Annotated in this window: 16 protein-coding genes; 12 read left to right on the top strand and 4 right to left on the bottom strand. The window is 54.9% G+C overall.

Annotated elements, in window-relative coordinates; translation table 11 throughout:
• The first annotated feature begins 133 nt into the window (after positions 1–133).
• The 6 genes from QE270_RS08610 to QE270_RS08635 all read left to right on the top strand — a co-directional run bounded on the left by QE270_RS08610 (position 134) and on the right by QE270_RS08635 (position 7957).
• A complete protein-coding gene (locus QE270_RS08610; RefSeq protein WP_300038110.1) occupies positions 134–2182 on the top strand; it encodes a hydantoinase/oxoprolinase family protein in 2049 nt (682 codons plus the stop codon).
• Between the two features lie 13 nt (positions 2183–2195).
• Positions 2196–4070: a hydantoinase B/oxoprolinase family protein gene (locus QE270_RS08615; protein WP_300038113.1), complete on the top strand. Its 1875-nt coding sequence runs from the start codon at positions 2196–2198 to the stop codon at positions 4068–4070.
• Positions 4067–5248: a CaiB/BaiF CoA-transferase family protein gene (locus tag QE270_RS08620; protein WP_300038116.1), complete on the top strand. Its 1182-nt coding sequence runs from the start codon at positions 4067–4069 to the stop codon at positions 5246–5248. Before QE270_RS08615 ends, QE270_RS08620 begins: the two co-directional genes overlap by 4 nt.
• Entirely contained in the window at positions 5248–5901 is a 654-nt protein-coding gene (locus QE270_RS08625) for an isochorismatase family protein (protein ID WP_300038119.1), read from the top strand. Before QE270_RS08620 ends, QE270_RS08625 begins: the two co-directional genes overlap by 1 nt.
• Positions 5902–6011: 110 nt before the next feature.
• Positions 6012–7028, top strand: a complete 1017-nt coding sequence (locus QE270_RS08630) for a beta-eliminating lyase-related protein (protein ID WP_300038122.1) — start codon at positions 6012–6014, stop codon at positions 7026–7028.
• Positions 7025–7957: an EamA family transporter gene (locus tag QE270_RS08635; protein WP_366142259.1), complete on the top strand. Its 933-nt coding sequence runs from the start codon at positions 7025–7027 to the stop codon at positions 7955–7957. Before QE270_RS08630 ends, QE270_RS08635 begins: the two co-directional genes overlap by 4 nt.
• Here QE270_RS08635 and QE270_RS08640 read toward each other — a convergent pair.
• Positions 7867–8727, bottom strand: a complete 861-nt coding sequence (locus QE270_RS08640) for an SDR family NAD(P)-dependent oxidoreductase (RefSeq protein ID WP_300038125.1) — start codon at positions 8725–8727, stop codon at positions 7867–7869. The genes QE270_RS08635 and QE270_RS08640 overlap by 91 nt on opposite strands.
• A gap of 78 nt (positions 8728–8805) precedes the next feature.
• On the opposite strand from QE270_RS08640, the gene pgeF reads away from it, so the two are divergent.
• Positions 8806–9573: a peptidoglycan editing factor PgeF gene (gene pgeF / locus QE270_RS08645; protein WP_300038128.1), complete on the top strand. Its 768-nt coding sequence runs from the start codon at positions 8806–8808 to the stop codon at positions 9571–9573.
• The gene (locus QE270_RS08650; RefSeq protein WP_300038131.1) at positions 9573–10859 is read left to right on the top strand and encodes an MFS transporter; all 1287 of its coding nucleotides are present in this window, start codon (positions 9573–9575) and stop codon (positions 10857–10859) included. The genes pgeF and QE270_RS08650 overlap by 1 nt, the downstream gene beginning before the upstream one ends.
• A 53-nt stretch (positions 10860–10912) precedes the next feature.
• On the opposite strand, the gene QE270_RS08655 is transcribed toward QE270_RS08650, so the two are convergent.
• Positions 10913–11614: an HAD-IB family hydrolase gene (locus tag QE270_RS08655; protein WP_300038133.1), complete on the bottom strand. Its 702-nt coding sequence runs from the start codon at positions 11612–11614 to the stop codon at positions 10913–10915.
• 75 nt (positions 11615–11689) lie between these two features.
• Here QE270_RS08655 and QE270_RS08660 point away from each other — a divergent pair, with 75 nt between their 5' ends.
• From QE270_RS08660 to QE270_RS08675, 4 genes are read left to right on the top strand one after another with little or no spacing between them, the layout of a single operon-like run.
• Positions 11690–12802: an ABC transporter permease gene (locus tag QE270_RS08660; RefSeq protein ID WP_300038136.1), complete on the top strand. Its 1113-nt coding sequence runs from the start codon at positions 11690–11692 to the stop codon at positions 12800–12802.
• Positions 12803–12805: 3 nt separating this feature from the next.
• A complete protein-coding gene (locus QE270_RS08665; RefSeq protein WP_300038139.1) occupies positions 12806–13627 on the top strand; it encodes an ABC transporter ATP-binding protein in 822 nt (273 codons plus the stop codon).
• Between the two features lie 9 nt (positions 13628–13636).
• The gene (locus QE270_RS08670; RefSeq protein WP_300038142.1) at positions 13637–14617 is read left to right on the top strand and encodes an MlaD family protein; all 981 of its coding nucleotides are present in this window, start codon (positions 13637–13639) and stop codon (positions 14615–14617) included.
• A complete protein-coding gene (locus QE270_RS08675) occupies positions 14614–15210 on the top strand; it encodes an ABC-type transport auxiliary lipoprotein family protein (RefSeq protein ID WP_300038145.1) in 597 nt (198 codons plus the stop codon). The genes QE270_RS08670 and QE270_RS08675 overlap by 4 nt, the downstream gene beginning before the upstream one ends.
• A gap of 4 nt (positions 15211–15214) precedes the next feature.
• Here QE270_RS08675 and QE270_RS08680 read toward each other — a convergent pair whose 3' ends face one another.
• Complete coding sequence (locus QE270_RS08680) at positions 15215–16276, bottom strand: SAM-dependent methyltransferase (RefSeq protein ID WP_300038148.1); 1062 nt, start codon at positions 16274–16276, stop codon at positions 15215–15217.
• Positions 16266–17132: a prolipoprotein diacylglyceryl transferase gene (gene lgt, locus QE270_RS08685; RefSeq protein ID WP_300038151.1), complete on the bottom strand. Its 867-nt coding sequence runs from the start codon at positions 17130–17132 to the stop codon at positions 16266–16268. Before lgt ends, QE270_RS08680 begins: the two co-directional genes overlap by 11 nt.
• Positions 17133–17138 lie beyond the last annotated feature (6 nt).

A 17138-nucleotide genomic window follows, 5' to 3' on the forward strand; every position in this document is an offset into this window, starting at 1 on the left:
GCGTGTCCACGGGAATGAATTTGGATAGCCTTATTGAGGCTAGCCAATGGCTATCGGACATTATGGGCAGAAAACTACCCGGCATGGTGGCGCAGGCGCCAGCATTTCCGAAAATAGGTTGAGGGAGATATTAATGGGGTATCGTTTGGGCGTTGACGTCGGTGGAACATTCACTGACCTATTGTTATTCAACGCGGACACTGGCGCGTTCTGGCGGCACAAGACGCCGTCTACGCCACATGATAGCAGCGAAGGTATCCTGACCGGCGTGAATGCCATCTGTGCCACCGCAGGCGTCGATGCGACCGGGATAGAATATTTCCTCCACGGCACAACTGTCGCGACCAACGCGGTGCTTGAGGGCAAGGGCGCACGCGTTGGCCTTATCGTGACCGAGGGATATCGTGATATCATGCAGATAGCGCGCTCTTATGTCCCAGGTGGGCTTGCCGCGTGGATTATCTGGCCAAAGCCAACACCCTTGGCCGCTTTGGAAGATACCGTAACCGTTGGCGGTCGGATGAATGCGCAAGGCGGTGAAGTGCGCCCCTTGGATGAAGCTTCCGCCAGAACCGCTTTGGCCTATCTGAAGGCGCAAGGCGTCGAGGCAATCACCGTCAGCTTCATGAACGCCTATACAAATGGGGCACATGAGGCCCGCGTGGGCGAATTGGCACGTGAGCTGCTGCCAAATGTCCCTGTGTCGCTCAGCCATGAAGTGCTGCCTGAAATGCAGGAATATGAGCGGACGTTGACAACCGTTGCAAACGCCGCAGTGCGCCCAGTCGTCGGCAAATATATCTCCAACCTGCGTAGTAAGCTTGCCGACGCCGGTTTTACTGGCAAATTGTCGCTATTGCGGTCCGACGGCGGACTGATGTCCGCGCAAAAGGCGCAGGAGCATCCCGTCGACATATTGATGTCGGGGCCAGCTGGCGGCGTTACCGGTGCGCTTTGGGTTGGCAAGAATGCAGGTATCAAAAACATCCTCACCCTTGATGTGGGGGGGACATCAACCGATGTCGCGCTGATCGAAAATCTTGAACCACGCCGTGTGCGTACGACCGAAGTCGGCCATTTGGCGGTGCGCGCATCTTCATTGGATGTGAAGACCGTTGGCGCGGGCGGCGGGTCAATCGCCTATGTGCCCGAACTCACGAGGGCCCTGCGCGTTGGTCCGCAGTCTGCAGGCGCGGTTCCAGGTCCTGTGGCCTATGGCAAGGGCGGCGAAGCACCCACGGTCACGGACGCAAATGTCGTGCTTGGCTATCTGCCCGAAAATCTGTTGGGCGGAACCTTCCAACTTGACCGTGAGGGCGCGAAAAAGGCGGTGCAGACCATCGCCGATGCGCTTGGCATCGACTTGATGGCTGCGGCGCGCGGCATCATTGATATCGTCAACGAAAACATGTTCGGCGCGTTGCGCATGATCTCAGTTCAGCAAGGCTATGACCCGCGGCATTTTGCGCTGATGGGCTTCGGCGGTGCCGGACCACTTCACGTCAATGCCGTGGCAAGGCTGATGGGCAGCTGGCCTGCCATATCGCCCATGTCACCGGGCGTGTTATGTGCACTGGGCGATGCCACAACACGCATGCGGACCGAAACTGCGCGCAGCTTTTCACGTTTGGCCACGACCACTGATGCGGCCGAACTTGTTGCCATTCTCAAGGAAATGGCAGAGCAGACCCGCGCGCAATTGCAGTCCGACGGCATAAATGACGCAGACATCAGCAGCGAATTTGAAATCGACGTGCGGTATGCCGGTCAGGCTTTTGAAGTACCGTTGACGATCACGCCAGACATTTTGGAACGTGACGGCGTCGCGGGCATATTGAAGCGGTTCGACGAAGAGCATCTTCGGTTGTTCACCTTCAACATGGATACCCCGCACGAAATCGTGAACTTGCGCGCGGTCGCATTGGGGCAAGCTTTGGATTTGCCTGCTGCAGAATTGCCTAAGGGGGATGGAAACCCGGCTGCTGCAAAAATGCGCGACCATGTTTTGTGGATGGATGGCATGGAACAGGCTGCGGTCATTTATGATCGATCCAAGTTGCGTCAGGGGGATATCATTCCAGGGCCAGCTATCGTTGTCGAAATGGATTCGACCACACTCATCGAAACTGGCTGCGTCGCAATAGTCGACAAAGTCGGCAACATCCTGATCAATCTGGCTTGAGGAGGCTAACGACATGCCCGCCCAAATCATTGAAACAAACAATACGCCCTTTAACAAGATCGCTATCGATCCCGTCACGCTCGACATCATTGAAAATGCGCTGCGTAATGCCCGCATCGAAATGGACGCAACGCTGGTACGCACAGCAATGTCCCCCGGTATTCGGGAGCAAGGTGATGCGTTTCCATTAATCGCGGACCACACCGGCAAAATGATTGTTGGTCAATTCGGTAGCTTCATTGGCGGCTTTCTGGATAACTGGGATGGTTCGCTGGAAGACGGCGACATGATCCTGCTGTCTGACCCTTATTCCTGCGACGGTGCGGTCAGCCACTCAAACGACTGGCTCGTCCTTTTACCCGTGTTCAAAGACGGCCGATTGATTGCCTACACATCCATGTTCGGTCACCAATCCGATATTGGCGGCAAAGTTGTGGGATCAATGCCGATCAATGCCCGTTCGATTTTTGAAGAGGGCGTTCGTATCCCACCAGTCAAAATATGGAAAAAGGGCGAGTATAACGACGACCTGATGAAGCTGGTGATGCATCAGACCCGCAAACCAGATTGGTGTCAGGCGGATCTCAATGCGCTCATTGCCTCGTGCCGGGTGGCTGCACGCCGGGTCATCGAAATGGCCGGGCGCTTTGGTGACGATGTCTACATCTCTGCCACGCAAGAACTGCTCGCGCGCAATCACCGTGCGATGAAATCGCTCATCGCCATGGCAATTGGCGAAGATCCAGTAAGTTTCGAAGATTATATCTGTGACGATGGCATGGGCGCTGGCCCGTATAAAATTAAGTGCACCATGTGGCGCGAAGGCGAAAAGGTTGTGCTCGATTTTGCTGGCACTGACCCGCAAAGCCAAGCGTCGATCAACTTCTTCTTGAACGAGAATATGTTCAAGATGTTCTTCGGCATTTATATGATCATGGTTTTCGATCCACAGATTCTATTCAACGATGGCTTTTATGATCTGATCGATGTCCGCATTCCGGACGGGTCGCTTCTCAAGCCGAAATTTCCAGCAGCGCTCTCGGGTCGCACCCACGCGTTGGGTCGCATTTTCGATATTTTAGGTGGTCTCTTGGGACAAAAAACACCGGAATTCTTAAATGCGGCCGGATTCTCATCAAGCCCACACATGTTCTACTCGGGCAATGACAAGAAGGGCGATTGGTTCCAGCTCTTCCAAATCGGCTTTGGCGGTATTCCAGGTCGGCCAATGGGCGATGGGCCCGATGGTCACTCTCTGTGGCCGGGCTTTACGAATGTGCCTAACGAGTTTCTGGAGCGTTACTTCCCGCTGCTCATCGAACGATATGAAACAGAACCCGACAGTGGCGGCGCAGGTTTGCATCGCGGCGGAAACGGCATTCACATGACCTATCGTTTCCTCGCGAGCGGAACAATTTCGATCCATGACGATCGGTGGTTCGTGCCTCCATGGGGTGTCAATGGCGGTGAACCCGGCAAACGTGCGCGTAAAATTCTCGAAAAGGCCGACGGCAGCTCGCAGATTATCGGCAACAAGGTTGAAGACGTTCATGTAGAAGAGGGCGATCAGTTGCACTTCATCACCTGGGGCGGCGGTGGCTGGGGCGATGCCCTTGACCGCGACCCTGCCCTTGTTGGCAAAGAGATCGTGCAAGGGCTTGTCACTGTGGCCGGCGCAAAAGCCTATGGCGTAATCGCAAATGCGCATGGCGAAGTAGACGTTGGGGCCACCGACGCGCTGCGTGCCAAGTTAAGGCAAGAACGCGCAGCGCTTTCCCTGTTCAATTATGGACCCAGTATTGAACAATTGCGTGCCAATTGCGAAGTTGAGACAGGCCTTAGCGCGCCTGTCCAGCCGGTTTGGACAACCTTGGAAGCCGCCGAGTGAGCGCACTAAAAGGGTTGCGCGTTGTTGAACTCGGCCAGCTGCTTGCTGGTCCGTTTTGCGGACAGTTGCTTGGCGATATGGGCGCTGAGGTCATCAAGGTGGAACCACCGGGTGCCGGCGATCCCATGCGTGTCTGGGGCCAAGGCGCAGAAAAGGTGCAGTGGGAAGTCATAGCGCGCAACAAAAAATCTGTTTCGGCCAATTTGCGTGTCCCCGAAGGACAGGCGCTTGTCCGCAAGTTGATCGGCAAAGCAGACATTCTGGTCGAGAATTTCAAACCCGGTACAATGGAAAAATGGGGTTTTGCGCCAGATGTGCTTTTGGCAGAAAATCCCGGCCTCATCATTGCGCGTATGTCCGGCTATGGGCAAACAGGGCCCTATTCGGACCGTGCAGGGTTTGGCGGTATTGGCGAGGCCATGGGCGGCTGGCGCTATATTGTTGGCGAACCCGACCGCCCTCCAAGCCGCATGGGGGTCTCCATTGGTGACACGCTGACCGCGACTTATGGGTGCATGGGCGTGCTGGCGGCATTGCACCATCGCAGCGTCACAGGTCAGGGTCAGATTATCGACGCGGCTTTGTATGAAAGCGTGTTGCAAGTCATGGAGGGACTGGTTCCTGAATATGACCATAGCGGGTTCATTCGCGAGCGATCGGGCTCCATCCTTAAGGGCATTGCGCCCTCCAATGTCTATATCTGCAAAGACGGCGAATATATGATTGGCGCGAACAAAGACTCGCTGTGGCAACGTTTGGCAGAAGCTATGGGCATGCCTGAGCTTGGTACCGACGCACGTTATGCAACCCATTTGGCGCGTGGCCATAATCAGTTGGAACTGGACGAACGCATTAATGCATGGACCGCGACGTTGACCGTTGACGAAGTGGACGCATTGGTGATCAAATATTCCATCCCGGCAGGCCGCGTTTACCGCGCGCCCGAGATGTTGGCCGACCCGCATTTTCAGGCGCGCGATGCCATTATCGAGGTCGAGACCGAGCGTTATGGCAAGCTGAAAATGCAAGGCACCTTTCCAAAAATGTCTGCGACGCCAAGCGGCGTGCGGTCGCCTGCACCCTCTACAGTTGGGCAGCACAATGCCGAGATTTACGGCGAACTGCTGGGTATGGCAGCACAGGAACTCGATCGGCTGAAGGCGGCAGGCGCAATCTGATGCCACACGAGGACGACGATCTGGCAGCAAACTATGTTGGTGCGTTTGATGGTCGCTTGTCTTTTGGCAAGCGCCCTGCACTACTGATCGTCGATTTTGTCATGGCATATTTAGACAAAGCGTCGCCTCTTTACGCCCATGTTGAGGAAGCTTTGGAGAGCAACATACGCCTCTTGGCTGCGGCTCGGGCAGCCGGCATTCCGGTGATTTTCACAAATGTCGTCTATGAAAAGGACGGCGCGGATGGCGGTTTATTCTACAAGAAAATTCCGTCGCTCCGTGTTTTTGTGAAAGGTTCACCCTACGGCGTATTTCCGCCGTCGCTTCAACCCTTGGATAACGAACGCATCATCTCGAAGCAATTTGCCTCGGCCTTTTTTGGAACTGCGCTTACGGACATCCTCACGACCGCGGCCATCGATACGTTGCTTATCACTGGCCTGTCGACGTCGGGATGTGTGCGCGCAACCGCTCTGGATGCGCTCCAGTCTGGCTTTGCACCCTTTGTTGTCCGTGATGCCTGTGGGGACCGCCATTCGGCCCCGCATGACGCAAATTTATTCGATCTTCAGGCGAAATATGCAGAGGTCGTCTCGGAAGGCGAAGCAATTGAGTTCTTGCGCGGCAGCGCGTTGTCATCACGGGAAACTTAAGATTAAAGCCTGTGGTGCTATTTTCCTCTACCGCTGCCACGATGATCTAGCGATTGCAAATTCCCCTTACCGCTTGACGCCACACAGGGTTTCCCGCCATGCGATTTTCCATGCGTTTCTTCTCTGACAATGCCGCCCCGGTGCACCCTGCTGTCATGCAAGCCATGGCCGATGCCAACCAGATCGACACCGCCTATGACGGCGATCAATACAGCGCGCGATTGGATGGGGCGTTCTCCGAACTGTTTGGCCGCGATGTTGCCGTGTTGTGGGTGGCGACCGGCACCAGCGCCAATTGCCTGGCGCTTGCTTCACTCGTGCAACCGCATCAGGGCGTCATTTGCCACCGTGAGGCGCATATTGAGGTCGATGAATGCGGCGCGCCGGGTTTCTACACCGCTGGCGCGAAATTGATGTTGATTGAGGGAGATGGCGCAAAAGTGTCTCCCACGACCGTCACTGTCACCCTCGACGCCATTCGCAACGATGTGCATCAAGTGCAGGCCGCTGCCCTATCGATTACCAACGCCACCGAATATGGCATGGTCTATACGCCTGCAGAGGTCGCGGCGCTTGGGGCATTATGCCGCGAACGCAAGCTTGGATTGCACATGGACGGCGCGCGTTTTGCCAACGCAGTTGCCTATTTGGGCTGCACGCCCGCCGACGTGACCGTAAACGCCGGGGTCGACATCTTAAGCTTCGGCTTTGTCAAAAATGGCGGCATGGGCGCTGAGGCCTTGGTCTATTTTGACTCCGCGCTGGCGGATGCCGCGCGCTATCGCCGCAAACGCGCCGGGCATTTGCAATCCAAGGGACGGTTTCTTGCGGCACAATTGCTGGCGATGCTTAAAGGTGACTTGTGGCTGCACAATGCGCGCTCCGCCAATGCCGCGGCGCAGATCATTGCGCAGGCCGCGGGCGAACGCTTGCTATACCCTGTTCAAGCCAATGAGCTTTTTCTGCGGCTGACATCGGCCGAAGCTGATGCGTTACGGGCACAGGGTTTTGACTTTTACGATTGGGGCGTGGTCGACGAAAATTGGGGCGCGGCGCGACTGGTGACCAGTTGGCAGCACACCGAAACCGACGTGGCCCCGTTGGCGCGCGCTATCGCTGCGCTATGAGCATGATTGGCGCAAAGACGGGCGAAGAGCCAGGATTTCTAACACCACGGGTGTGGATACCCTTTATGGTGACGTCCCTCATCTGGGGATCAACCTGGTTCGTCATCCGCGATCAATTGGGCACGGTGCCCACGACATGGTCGGTTACCTATCGTTTCATCGTGGCCGCGATCGGCATGTTCATCCTGGCGCTTGTGCTGCGTCAGCCGCTGAAAATTGACAGGCCGATGGTCGGTTGGACGATGTTGCTCGGCCTGTTGCAATTCGGGATAAACTTTAACTTTGTCTATACGGCCGAGCATTATGTGACATCAGGCCTTGTCGCGGTGGTGTTCGCCTTGCTGATTGTGCCCAATGCGTTGCTCGCCAAATATTGGCTTGGGCGACCCATAAGCGGGGCATTCAAATTGGGTTCCTTGATTGCCAGCCTTGGGGTCGGGCTGTTAATGTTGCAGGAGTACCGCGCCGCGCCCGTGGACGGAGCGGATGTGCTGCTTGGGCTATCTTTGGTATTATGTGCTGTGGCGACGGCGTCCGTGTCCAACGTGCTTCAGGTCACACCAAGAATTGCGCGTTTTCCAACGATCACGATTTTGGCTTGGTCAATGTTGTGGGGTAGCATTGGCAATAGCGTATTTGCTTTCGTCACGGCTGGTCCGCCGATTGTCGATATGCGTCCTGGCTATATTGGCGGCGTCCTGTATCTGAGTATCGTTGGAACGGTCATAACCTTCCCGCTCTATTTCCGCCTAATCCGCGACATTGGCCCCGGCAAGGCAGCCTATACGGGCGTGGTCATTCCCGTGGTCGCGATGCTGCTCTCGACGATATTCGAAGGCTATGTCTGGTCAACGCTGGCGCTGGCGGGCAGCGCGTTGGCGATGCTTGGTCTAGTCGTCGCGATGCAGGCGCCTAAACCCGACCGATAATGGGCATATCGCGGTTGCCAATTGAGCAGCCTTTTCGCTTTACCATTCGCGACACGGCGGTTCTCAGCATAAAATCCGCGGGCCATCGGCGACAGGCCTGCCGCCTCGATCGACAACAAAGGCGGCCATTCTAGCTGCAGCAAGTCGCACGCATATTCGATAACGGCATTTTGCGAGGCAGGTGCATCGTCAGCTATATTGTAGACGCCAGCAGGACCATCGAAGCTGGCGCGGACGGCGTCAACAATGTCGTCAACATGCACGCGACTGAAAATCTGTCCCGGCATATCGATACGGTGTGCCTTGCCGTCTGTGACCCGCTCCAGCGCAGAACGGCCGGGGCCATAAATGCCGGGCAAGCGAAAAACGCGGACATCATTGCGCAATGCCTGCCATGCAAGATCTGCTTGCGCGCGTGCGGCGCGGTGCCCTTCGCCCACGGGTGCGCTTTCATCGACCCATGCGCCGCCGATGTCACCATAAACACCCGTTGACGACAAATAGCCGGTCCAAGAAACAGCGCTGGCAGCAATAGCCGCGCCATATTTTTGCAGCACAGGATCGCCGCCCTCCCCCATTGGCGGCACGCTCGACAAGATGTGTGTCGCGTTTTCGAGCGCGGCAAGAACCGCCGCTTCATCGTCAAAGGCAAAAGCATCGCCGGCGCTCATCCGCCTTGTGCCTGTCACAAGCCAGCCCTCGGCCCGCAACCTATCGGCAAGGCGGGTGGCAGTGTAGCCAATTCCAAATATTAGTATATGTCGCTGCATGAACACCGGTTCGCAATCTAATGGCTTGCCGTCAAGCGCGGCAGTTGCAATTAAGCGCACTGGGAGGAACCAAGCGACGTGACCGTTGAAGTTATCAAGTCAAAGGCGTTGAGTGATGTTGCGCACGGTTTCCTTGGCCGTATTGGCGGTGTTTCCACCGGCATTTATGCAGGCTTGAACTGCAGCCTAGGATCGGACGATCTCCGCGACCACGTTATCGAAAACCGTCGCCGCGCGGTTGCCGAGGTAATGCCCGGTGCCGCGCTTGCGCGTGTATATCAAATACATTCACCTGATGTCTTTACTGTCACTGACGCAATTGACCAAGACAACCCGCCCAAGGCGGATGCGCTGGTGACAGATCGTCCACACATCTTGTTGGCCGTCCAAACGGCGGATTGCGTACCTGTATTGTTTGCAGACACCCGCGCCAGTGTTGTCGGCGCAGCGCATTCCGGATGGAAAGGCGCGTTTACCGGCGTTAATGAAAGCACTATAGCCGCCATGGAGAAATTAGGGGCAACGCGCGACCGAATGGTGTGCGCCATCGGTCCTTGTATCGCGCAAAAAAGCTATGAAGTTGATGCAGGTTTCTTTGAACGCTTTGCTGATGCTAATCCGGAAAATGCTCGCTTTTTCCGGGATGGAAAAGCAGGACATTATCAGTTCGATATCGAAGGCTATGTTGCCGCGCGGCTTGCCGCAGCCGGCGTCAAGAATATCGAATGTTTGGGGCAGGACACCTATAGCCAACCCGAACGGTTTTTCAGTTACCGGCGCAGTTGCCACCTGAACGAACCAGGATATGGAGGGCAAATGTCACTTATCGGGATCGGAAATACCTAATGGGCGTTGGCGTTGGTATGACAAGGCAACGGCTGAAGTCGATTATCGGCGGCTCGGCCGGCAATCTCGTCGAATGGTATGACTGGTTCGCTTACGCGACATTCAGCATCTACTTTGCGCCCCTGTTCTTTCCTGAAGGCGATTTGACAGCGCAGTTACTTAATACCGCCGCAATCTTTGCAGCTGGCTTTCTGATGCGCCCAATTGGGGCATGGGTTATGGGGATTTATGGTGACAAGCATGGACGGAAAGCTGGGCTCACATTATCCGTTTTATTGATGGCTGGTGGGTCACTCGCCATCGCTTGCGCACCCACTTATGCGCAGGCTGGTGTCGTCGCGCCAGCTATTCTGGTGATTGCCCGTATGATTCAGGGTCTGTCGGTCGGCGGCGAATATGGCTCCAGCGCCACCTATTTGTCTGAAATGGCGCCAGCCGAACGCCGCGGCTTTTGGTCCAGTTTTCAATATGCCACCTTAAGCGGAGGGCAATTGCTTGCCATTCTGGTCGCGTTACTCTTGCAAGCCGTTTTAAGTGAAACCCAGTTGGGCGATTGGGGCTGGCGCATTCCTTTTGTCATTGGCGCGTTTCTGGCGTTGTGCGTTTATCTATTGCGCAGGACGATGACTGAAACAAAGTCCTTCAGCAATATTGACCAAAAGCACGAACATTCTTCGCTCAAGTTACTTTGGCGTGACCACAAACGATCTTGCATTCTTGTCGCGATCATGTCTGGCGGAGGCGGATTGGCCTCCTATGCTTTCACCACATACATGTTAAAATATCTCATCAATACGGCGGGTTTTGACAAGCAGACTGCCACGCTAATTATTGCTGGCGTGTTAATCTGGTCCTTCTGTTTGCAGCCACTCGCTGGCTTGTTAGCGGACCGTTTCGGACGCAAGCCGTTGCTATTCATTGCAGGCGCTGGCGTAGCGTTGGCTGCGGTGCCGGTGTATATGCTAGTCGGACAGACAACATCACCTGCCGTGGCGTTAGCGTTGATTCTGATCCCGATCACCCTTCACGGCGGGTATACCGCCAACAATGCAATGGTGAAGGCAGAGCTATTTCCCGCGCACATTAGGGCCTTGGGCGTAGCCTTTCCCTACGCTGTCGGAAATACTATATTTGCGGGAACACTTGAATATGTCGCTTTGTGGTTCAAAAGTTCGGGCAATGAGACAGGCTTTTTCTGGTACGTGGCGCTGTGTGTTGGTGCGACGGTAATAGCATATCTGATGTTGCCCGAAACGCGCCAGACGAGCTTGATCAAAGAAGACTAAACATGCGGCCATGACGCATTTGTAAGTACCTCAGCAACTAAGGATGCGCGGGTTCAGCTTTTAGCAACGCGCCAATCAAGGATTGGCCAGCCCTTGGTCTCCGCCAGCCGCGCCAGCGGACCATGGGGGTTGGTGGCAAAGGGTTCGTCGGCAAAACTGAGCAAAGGCGCGTCGGAAACATGGTCTGAATAGGCACGAATATGGCACGTTGCACGGTCGAGGCCGTTGCTGTCCATCCAGTCTTTGACGCGCGCAAGCTTTGCCGCATCATAGCAGTTATGCCCATCAATGCGCGCCAGAACATGCCCGCTGCTGTCGGTTGACAGGTCGGTTGCGATCACATCGTCAAAGCCAAGCCGCTTGGCAATTGCCTCAACATATAAACGATAAGAGGCTGTCGCCATCACATGACGATAGCCAGCGGCCTTTTCCTCGGCCACGCGCGCCAGCAGCTGTGGGTAAACGTTTTTGCCAACCACCAGATCAGCATGGCTTTCAAGATATTTGGCAAATCGGGCCTTGGGCACGCGCCGACCAATCAACAGTATTTGCGCAAATTGTTTAAGCCGCGCGCGGTCCCAGACCCTCAACGCATAGAGCGCCACGCCAAGCGGCAAGAGCAGTGAGAGGAACAATCTCCACGGTGACTTGTTAAACGCCATATGCAAGAGGAACCCATTATAGGTCGCGCGCCGCGTGACGGTTTTGTCCATATCATATATGGCGAGCAGGGTTACTTTGGATTCAGTCATCATATAGCTACAGGGATTTTCTTAAGCAAAACGTCTACAGGCTTGTGATAGTTCTCATTATACGCCAGTTATATGGTCATGGCTAACCCTGCAAATTTTGTTGTAGAAGACAGCCCCGAAGGCGGACGCATTGTCCGGTTGTCGGGTAGCTTTGTCATCGCTTCAATCAGTGGCGTAGATGGCCAATTGCGCAATGTAACGGGCCCAGTGTCTCAAATCGACCTTTCAGCCGTCGACCAGATGGATACCGTGGGTGCATGGCTTGTACATCGGACGGCCAAATTTTATGCCGCTGACATCACCGGATGCGCCAAAGATGCAGGTCGCTTAATTGACGCCGTGAGCGGCGTTGATGCGGCAGAGGCAGTTCCAAGACCGCATGTGTCATCACTCAATCGCTTTTTGGCTGAAGTTGGCGGCGGCGTGGTGGTTGGTATTACCACGCTTTTGCAATTCCTTGGTTTTGTCGGACAAGTGGTGAAGGCATTCTTCATCTTGATGATGAATCCAGGCCGCTTTCGCTGGCATGCCGTCGTGCAGCATTTCGACATGGTGGGCGTGCGTGCGCTGGGCATTGTTGGCCTGATGAGTTTCCTTATCGGAATCGTTATCGCACAGCAGGGCGCAGTCCAACTGCGGCAATTTGGTGCCGAGATATTTACCATCAACCTCATCGGCCGACTGACGCTGCGAGAATTGGGTATTCTGATGACAGCAATCATGGTCGCTGGGCGCTCAGGTTCTGCCTTTGCCGCGCAGATTGGTACGATGAAAATTACCGAAGAAATCGACGCCATGCGCACAATTGGCGTTGTTCCGGCCGAGGCACTTGTTGTGCCCCGCGTGATAGCCGCCGTGATTATGATGCCCTTGCTGGGCATTTACGCATCCTTGATGTCGATTATTGGCGGCGGCATATTGTGCTGGATCGTCTTGGATATACCGCCCGCCACTTTTGTTCAGCGATTGCGCGAAGTGACGCCCCTAACCGACTTCTGGGTTGGAATGATCAAGGCGCCCATATTTGGCGCGATCATCGCAATGGCCGGTTGTTTTCAAGGCATGCAGGTCAAAGGCAATGCCGAGCAAGTCGGGCTAAAAACCACTGCAGCGGTCGTCCAGGCCATTTTCCTTGTGATCGTACTCGACGCATTTTTCGCCGTATTTTTCAGCGAAATTGGCTGGGGTTAGGCCGTGGACCAACCCAACATCATTTCTGTGACTGGCCTATGCAACAGCTTTGGCGATCAAGTCATTCACCAGGACCTCAACATCGAAGTCCGCCGCGGCGAGATACTGGGCGTGGTTGGCGGGTCAGGCACAGGCAAGTCTGTGCTCATGCGATCGATAATCGGCCTGCAAGAACCTATCGCTGGACAAATCCGTGTCTTTAATCAGGGCATGATCGGCAAAGAGGAAGACGAGGCAACCGACGTCAGGCGGCGCTGGGGCGCATTGTTTCAAGGCGGCGCATTGTTTTCGACTTTAACCGTCGCGGAAAACATTCAGGTACCGTTGCGCGAATTCTATCCAGATTTCAGCAAAGACCTGCTCGACGAGATCGCGCGGTACAAAATCTTTTTGAGCGGTCTTCCTCCAGAAGCAGCGCATAAATATCCGTCAGAACTATCCGGTGGTATGCGCAAGCGTGCCAGTCTGGCGCGTGCCTTGGCAATGGATCCTGAATTGTTGTTTCTGGATGAACCAACTTCTGGCCTTGACCCCATTGGCGCTGCCAATTTCGATAATTTAACGCGCGATTTAAAGGAAACATTGGGCCTAACAGTTTTTCTGATAACGCATGATCTTGATACGCTATATGCGATATGTGACCGTGTGGCCGTTTTGGCAGACCAAAAAGTTATTGCCATTGGCGCTATTGAAGAATTGCTGGCTATCGATCATCCTTGGATCAACGCATATTTCAGCGGCCCACGCGGACGCGCGGCACGCCGCGGCCATAGCGACCAAAATGGCAAAGTACGTGCGGAAATGCAGCAACGAGGAAGGTCATAAGGCAGGACGATGGAAACCAAATCCAACTATGTGATGGTGGGTGCCGTCACCCTTCTACTTCTGGTGTTGCTTGCGGCATTCACGGTGTGGCTTTCGCGCCTAGGCGATGGCGACAACAAAGAGTATGACATATTCTTTCAGCAATCGGTCAATGGCCTTGCAAAAGGTTCTAGCGTCTCATTCTCTGGCGTCCCTGTGGGCCAAATTGAAAGCATAGAATTGTGGGGGCCTGATCCCAATTTTGTACGTGTGCGCATTAGCATCAAGCAGACAGTACCTGTGCTGCAGGGAACCACAGCGACGATTAACGGCGTTGGCTTTACTGGCGTGTCTGAAATACAGCTTGATGGTGCGGTAAAGGGAGCGCCTGCCCTGATCTGCCCTGATGCCAATCCGAAGGCTGCCTGCCCCACCGGTGTTCCGGTAATCCCCACAACGCCTGGCGCGTTGGGCGAACTGTTGAACAATGCGCCTTTGCTTTTGGAACGGCTCTCAACACTGACTGAGCGGCTGACCAATATTCTGTCCGATAAAAACCAACAGTCCATCGAACAAATTCTCGATAATGTTGAAAGCCTGTCGGGCACATTAGCGACACAAGGCCCTTACTTGCGCGCAGCAATTCAAGAATCTCGTATTGCCTTGCAAAAGGCGGGTCTGGCCGCAGACGAAATCACCAAAATGGCGGGTACCACAAACAGGCTGCTCGATAGCGATGGCCGCCCGATGTTGGACGAATTGCGCAAAACGCTTCGGTCCGCAAATGGAAGCTTGGCCGCATTGGAAACCACGTTGAACAATGCAAATCCCGCGATCGAAACACTTAACACGCAGACTTTGCCTGAGGTCACAAAACTGGCACGTGATCTTAGAGAGCTATCTGGATCATTAAAATCCGTGACTGAGAAAGTGGATCAAGGCGGTCTTGGCAGCGTCGTTGGCAGCCCTGCCTTACCAGATTATAAACCCGGCAGCAGGAACCAGAAATGATGTTCAGCATAAAATTCGGCCCACGCATCGTTGCGCTACCCCTCATCCTAGCACTTGGCGGGTGCGTAAGCTTCGGCGGCAAGGCGCCAGCGTCCATGCTTGTGCTCACCGCTGACAATGTTGTAACCGCAGGCGTTGCACGAACAGCCTCGGCAACAGAAGCCTTGGTCATTCAGATGCCAGATGTACCACGCAAATTGGATACCAACCGGATCCCTGTCCAGATCAATGCCAGCAGCATCGCCTATCTGAAGGGTGCATTTTGGGCGGATAAGCCAGCCCGATTGATGCAATCCCTGTTGGTGGAAACCGTGTCTGCAAAGAGCGGCAACCTCGTGCTCAATGAGATTGATGCAGGCGGCAAAGCGCCGCGGTCCTTGTCGGGTAGTTTAATTGAGTTTGGCATTGACGCATCTTCCAACGAGGCGGTTGTGGTTTATGATGCGTTAAAAATCATGCGTGGCACCGCAACAGAAAAGCGCAGATTTGAGGCACGCAAACGCATAGCCGCAATCGAAGCTGCGACAGCTGGCGCTGCGCTGAATTCCGCCGCCAACGATGTTGCCGCCCAAATCGCCGATTGGGCAAACTAACCGTTTAAGGGCCAAAGCCCTCAGGCTTTGGCCAATCTTTTGCGTATGTTGCCATGACCTTGAACAAGGCGCCCATCGACCCCCGATGCACCAGCCGTTTGCGTGCGGCATTGATATCAGCGGCCCTGTCGGGGTGCGCCCTTATTAAGCTTTGGGCGCGCTGGTCAATACCAAGACCGGAGAGCCAGGTCCCTTGCCCCATTGGTCCCGCCACTGCCAAGCCACTATTTTCGGCACGTCGTGCGAGATCAAGAAAGTTAACATGGGCCGTGAGATCGCAAAAGCCGGGGTCGGCAAAAGGATCCGCATATTGGTGGTTTCGCACCGCCTGTAACGTGCTGCCAAGGCCTGGCTGGGTATAGCCATAATCAATCGTCAACATTGCCCCACCCCGTTGCGCCAACCGGTGCGATAGCGTGTGCATGATGGCAGCGGCGTCAGGGCAGGTTTCGTAAATACTGCCAACGGCGGCAACGCGAAAAGGCTCGGGAATTACAGTATCGGCAATAGGCGCGCCCGGCATTGCGGCAAAGCGCGATCCTCGATCACGCACGACCACGCGCTCCTGCCAACCGGCATGCGATAGTATCATCTGCCGAACAGGCAGTGCGTCAAAAAACTCGTTTGCCACAATGAACATAGGTGCATCGGACGGCAGGCTGTCCAGATTGTCGTGGAAGGTTGCATGCGGCACGGCTTGGGATTGCTTGGCGCGCAACGCCGGGCTGTTTTCCAAAAAGTGGACAGAAGGCTCCCATCCAAAACGCTTCATGGTCCGAAGCGCATCAACCGCCAGCGTCCCCCGACCCGGACCAAGCTCCACATAATAGCAGCCAAATGGGCTCCCTTGGCGCAGCCATATGTCACTCAGCCATATGCCTACCATTTCGCCGAACATCTGCGAAATTTCGGGGGCAGTGATAAAGTCGCCAGCCGCGCCAAGCGGATCAGCGCCGCCATAATAAGCAGTATTGGCTACACACATATATTCAGCAATGCTAATGGGGCCGGCCGCCTCTATCTGCTGCGCAAGGCGGACTGCAACTTGCTCTGTGTCAAGCGCCACTGTTACTGCCGGCTATGGCCTGGGCGCGCTGCTTGCGGGCACCTGCTGTGAGCAACAGGAACAGGCCTACCAATATCATCGGAATGGTCAACCACTGTCCCATACTCAGGCCGCTTGCTTCCACCAGCCACTGTAGCTGCTGGTCGGGCTCCCTGAAAAACTCGATGGAAAACCGGGCTGTGCCATAAATGATTGCGGCCATACCCGTCAGGAACCCGGGCCTATACCGCGCATTGGTTTTCCAGAATAATGGCCACAATATCGCCGCCATCAAAAGCCCTTCAAGCACAGCTTCATAAAGCTGGCTTGGGTGGCGCGGCAAATCGCCGCCATTGGGAAAGACAACGGCCCACGGTACGTCGGTGACGCGGCCCCAAAGCTCATCATTCACAAAGTTCGCAAGGCGCACGAGGAATATCCCAAAAGGTACGACGCAGGCGACATAATCACAGACCCGCAAGAAAGAGAGCTTATGCTTGCGCGCCAAAAGCCAGATCGAAAATATGATCCCAATCGCGCCGCCATGAAACGACATCCCGCCTTCCCAAAGTTTGAAAACATCCATCGGATTTTGTAAAATGGATGGTTGGTAGAATAAAATATAGCCAATCCGACCACCCAAAATGATACCCAAGGTGGCGTACAGGATTATATCATCGGCTTGCTCACGTGACATTGGCGCGCCGGAACGTGCGAGCAATTTCAGCAGCATCCAATAACCAAGCACAATGCCAACCAGATACCCAAGCGAGTACCAACGGATCTGGAAGAAGCCCAAATCAAGCGCAACAGGACCTACGCCAAGGTCGGTAAACTGAACAAAACCAGCGGCAGTTGAAATAATCTCGAATGACACAATATT

The organism is Sphingorhabdus sp., from assembly GCF_029865925.1.
Classification (GTDB): domain Bacteria; phylum Pseudomonadota; class Alphaproteobacteria; order Sphingomonadales; family Sphingomonadaceae; genus Sphingorhabdus_B.

Excerpts from the sequence above, each read along its gene's own strand:
- QE270_RS08615 (WP_300038113.1), top strand. The coding sequence starts at position 2,196 with ATGCCCGCCCAAATCATTGAAACAAACAATACGCCCTTTAACAAGATC.
- QE270_RS08630 (WP_300038122.1), top strand. The coding sequence starts at position 6,012 with ATGCGTTTCTTCTCTGACAATGCCGCCCCGGTGCACCCTGCTGTCATG.
- QE270_RS08660 (WP_300038136.1), top strand. The coding sequence starts at position 11,690 with ATGGCTAACCCTGCAAATTTTGTTGTAGAAGACAGCCCCGAAGGCGGA.
- QE270_RS08675 (WP_300038145.1), top strand. The coding sequence starts at position 14,614 with ATGATGTTCAGCATAAAATTCGGCCCACGCATCGTTGCGCTACCCCTC.
- QE270_RS08650 (WP_300038131.1), top strand. The coding sequence starts at position 9,573 with ATGGGCGTTGGCGTTGGTATGACAAGGCAACGGCTGAAGTCGATTATC.
- QE270_RS08625 (WP_300038119.1), top strand. The coding sequence starts at position 5,248 with ATGCCACACGAGGACGACGATCTGGCAGCAAACTATGTTGGTGCGTTT.
- QE270_RS08635 (WP_366142259.1), top strand. The coding sequence starts at position 7,025 with ATGAGCATGATTGGCGCAAAGACGGGCGAAGAGCCAGGATTTCTAACA.
- QE270_RS08640 (WP_300038125.1), bottom strand. The coding sequence starts at position 8,727 with ATGCAGCGACATATACTAATATTTGGAATTGGCTACACTGCCACCCGC.
- QE270_RS08655 (WP_300038133.1), bottom strand. The coding sequence starts at position 11,614 with ATGATGACTGAATCCAAAGTAACCCTGCTCGCCATATATGATATGGAC.
- QE270_RS08670 (WP_300038142.1), top strand. The coding sequence starts at position 13,637 with ATGGAAACCAAATCCAACTATGTGATGGTGGGTGCCGTCACCCTTCTA.
- QE270_RS08610 (WP_300038110.1), top strand. The coding sequence starts at position 134 with ATGGGGTATCGTTTGGGCGTTGACGTCGGTGGAACATTCACTGACCTA.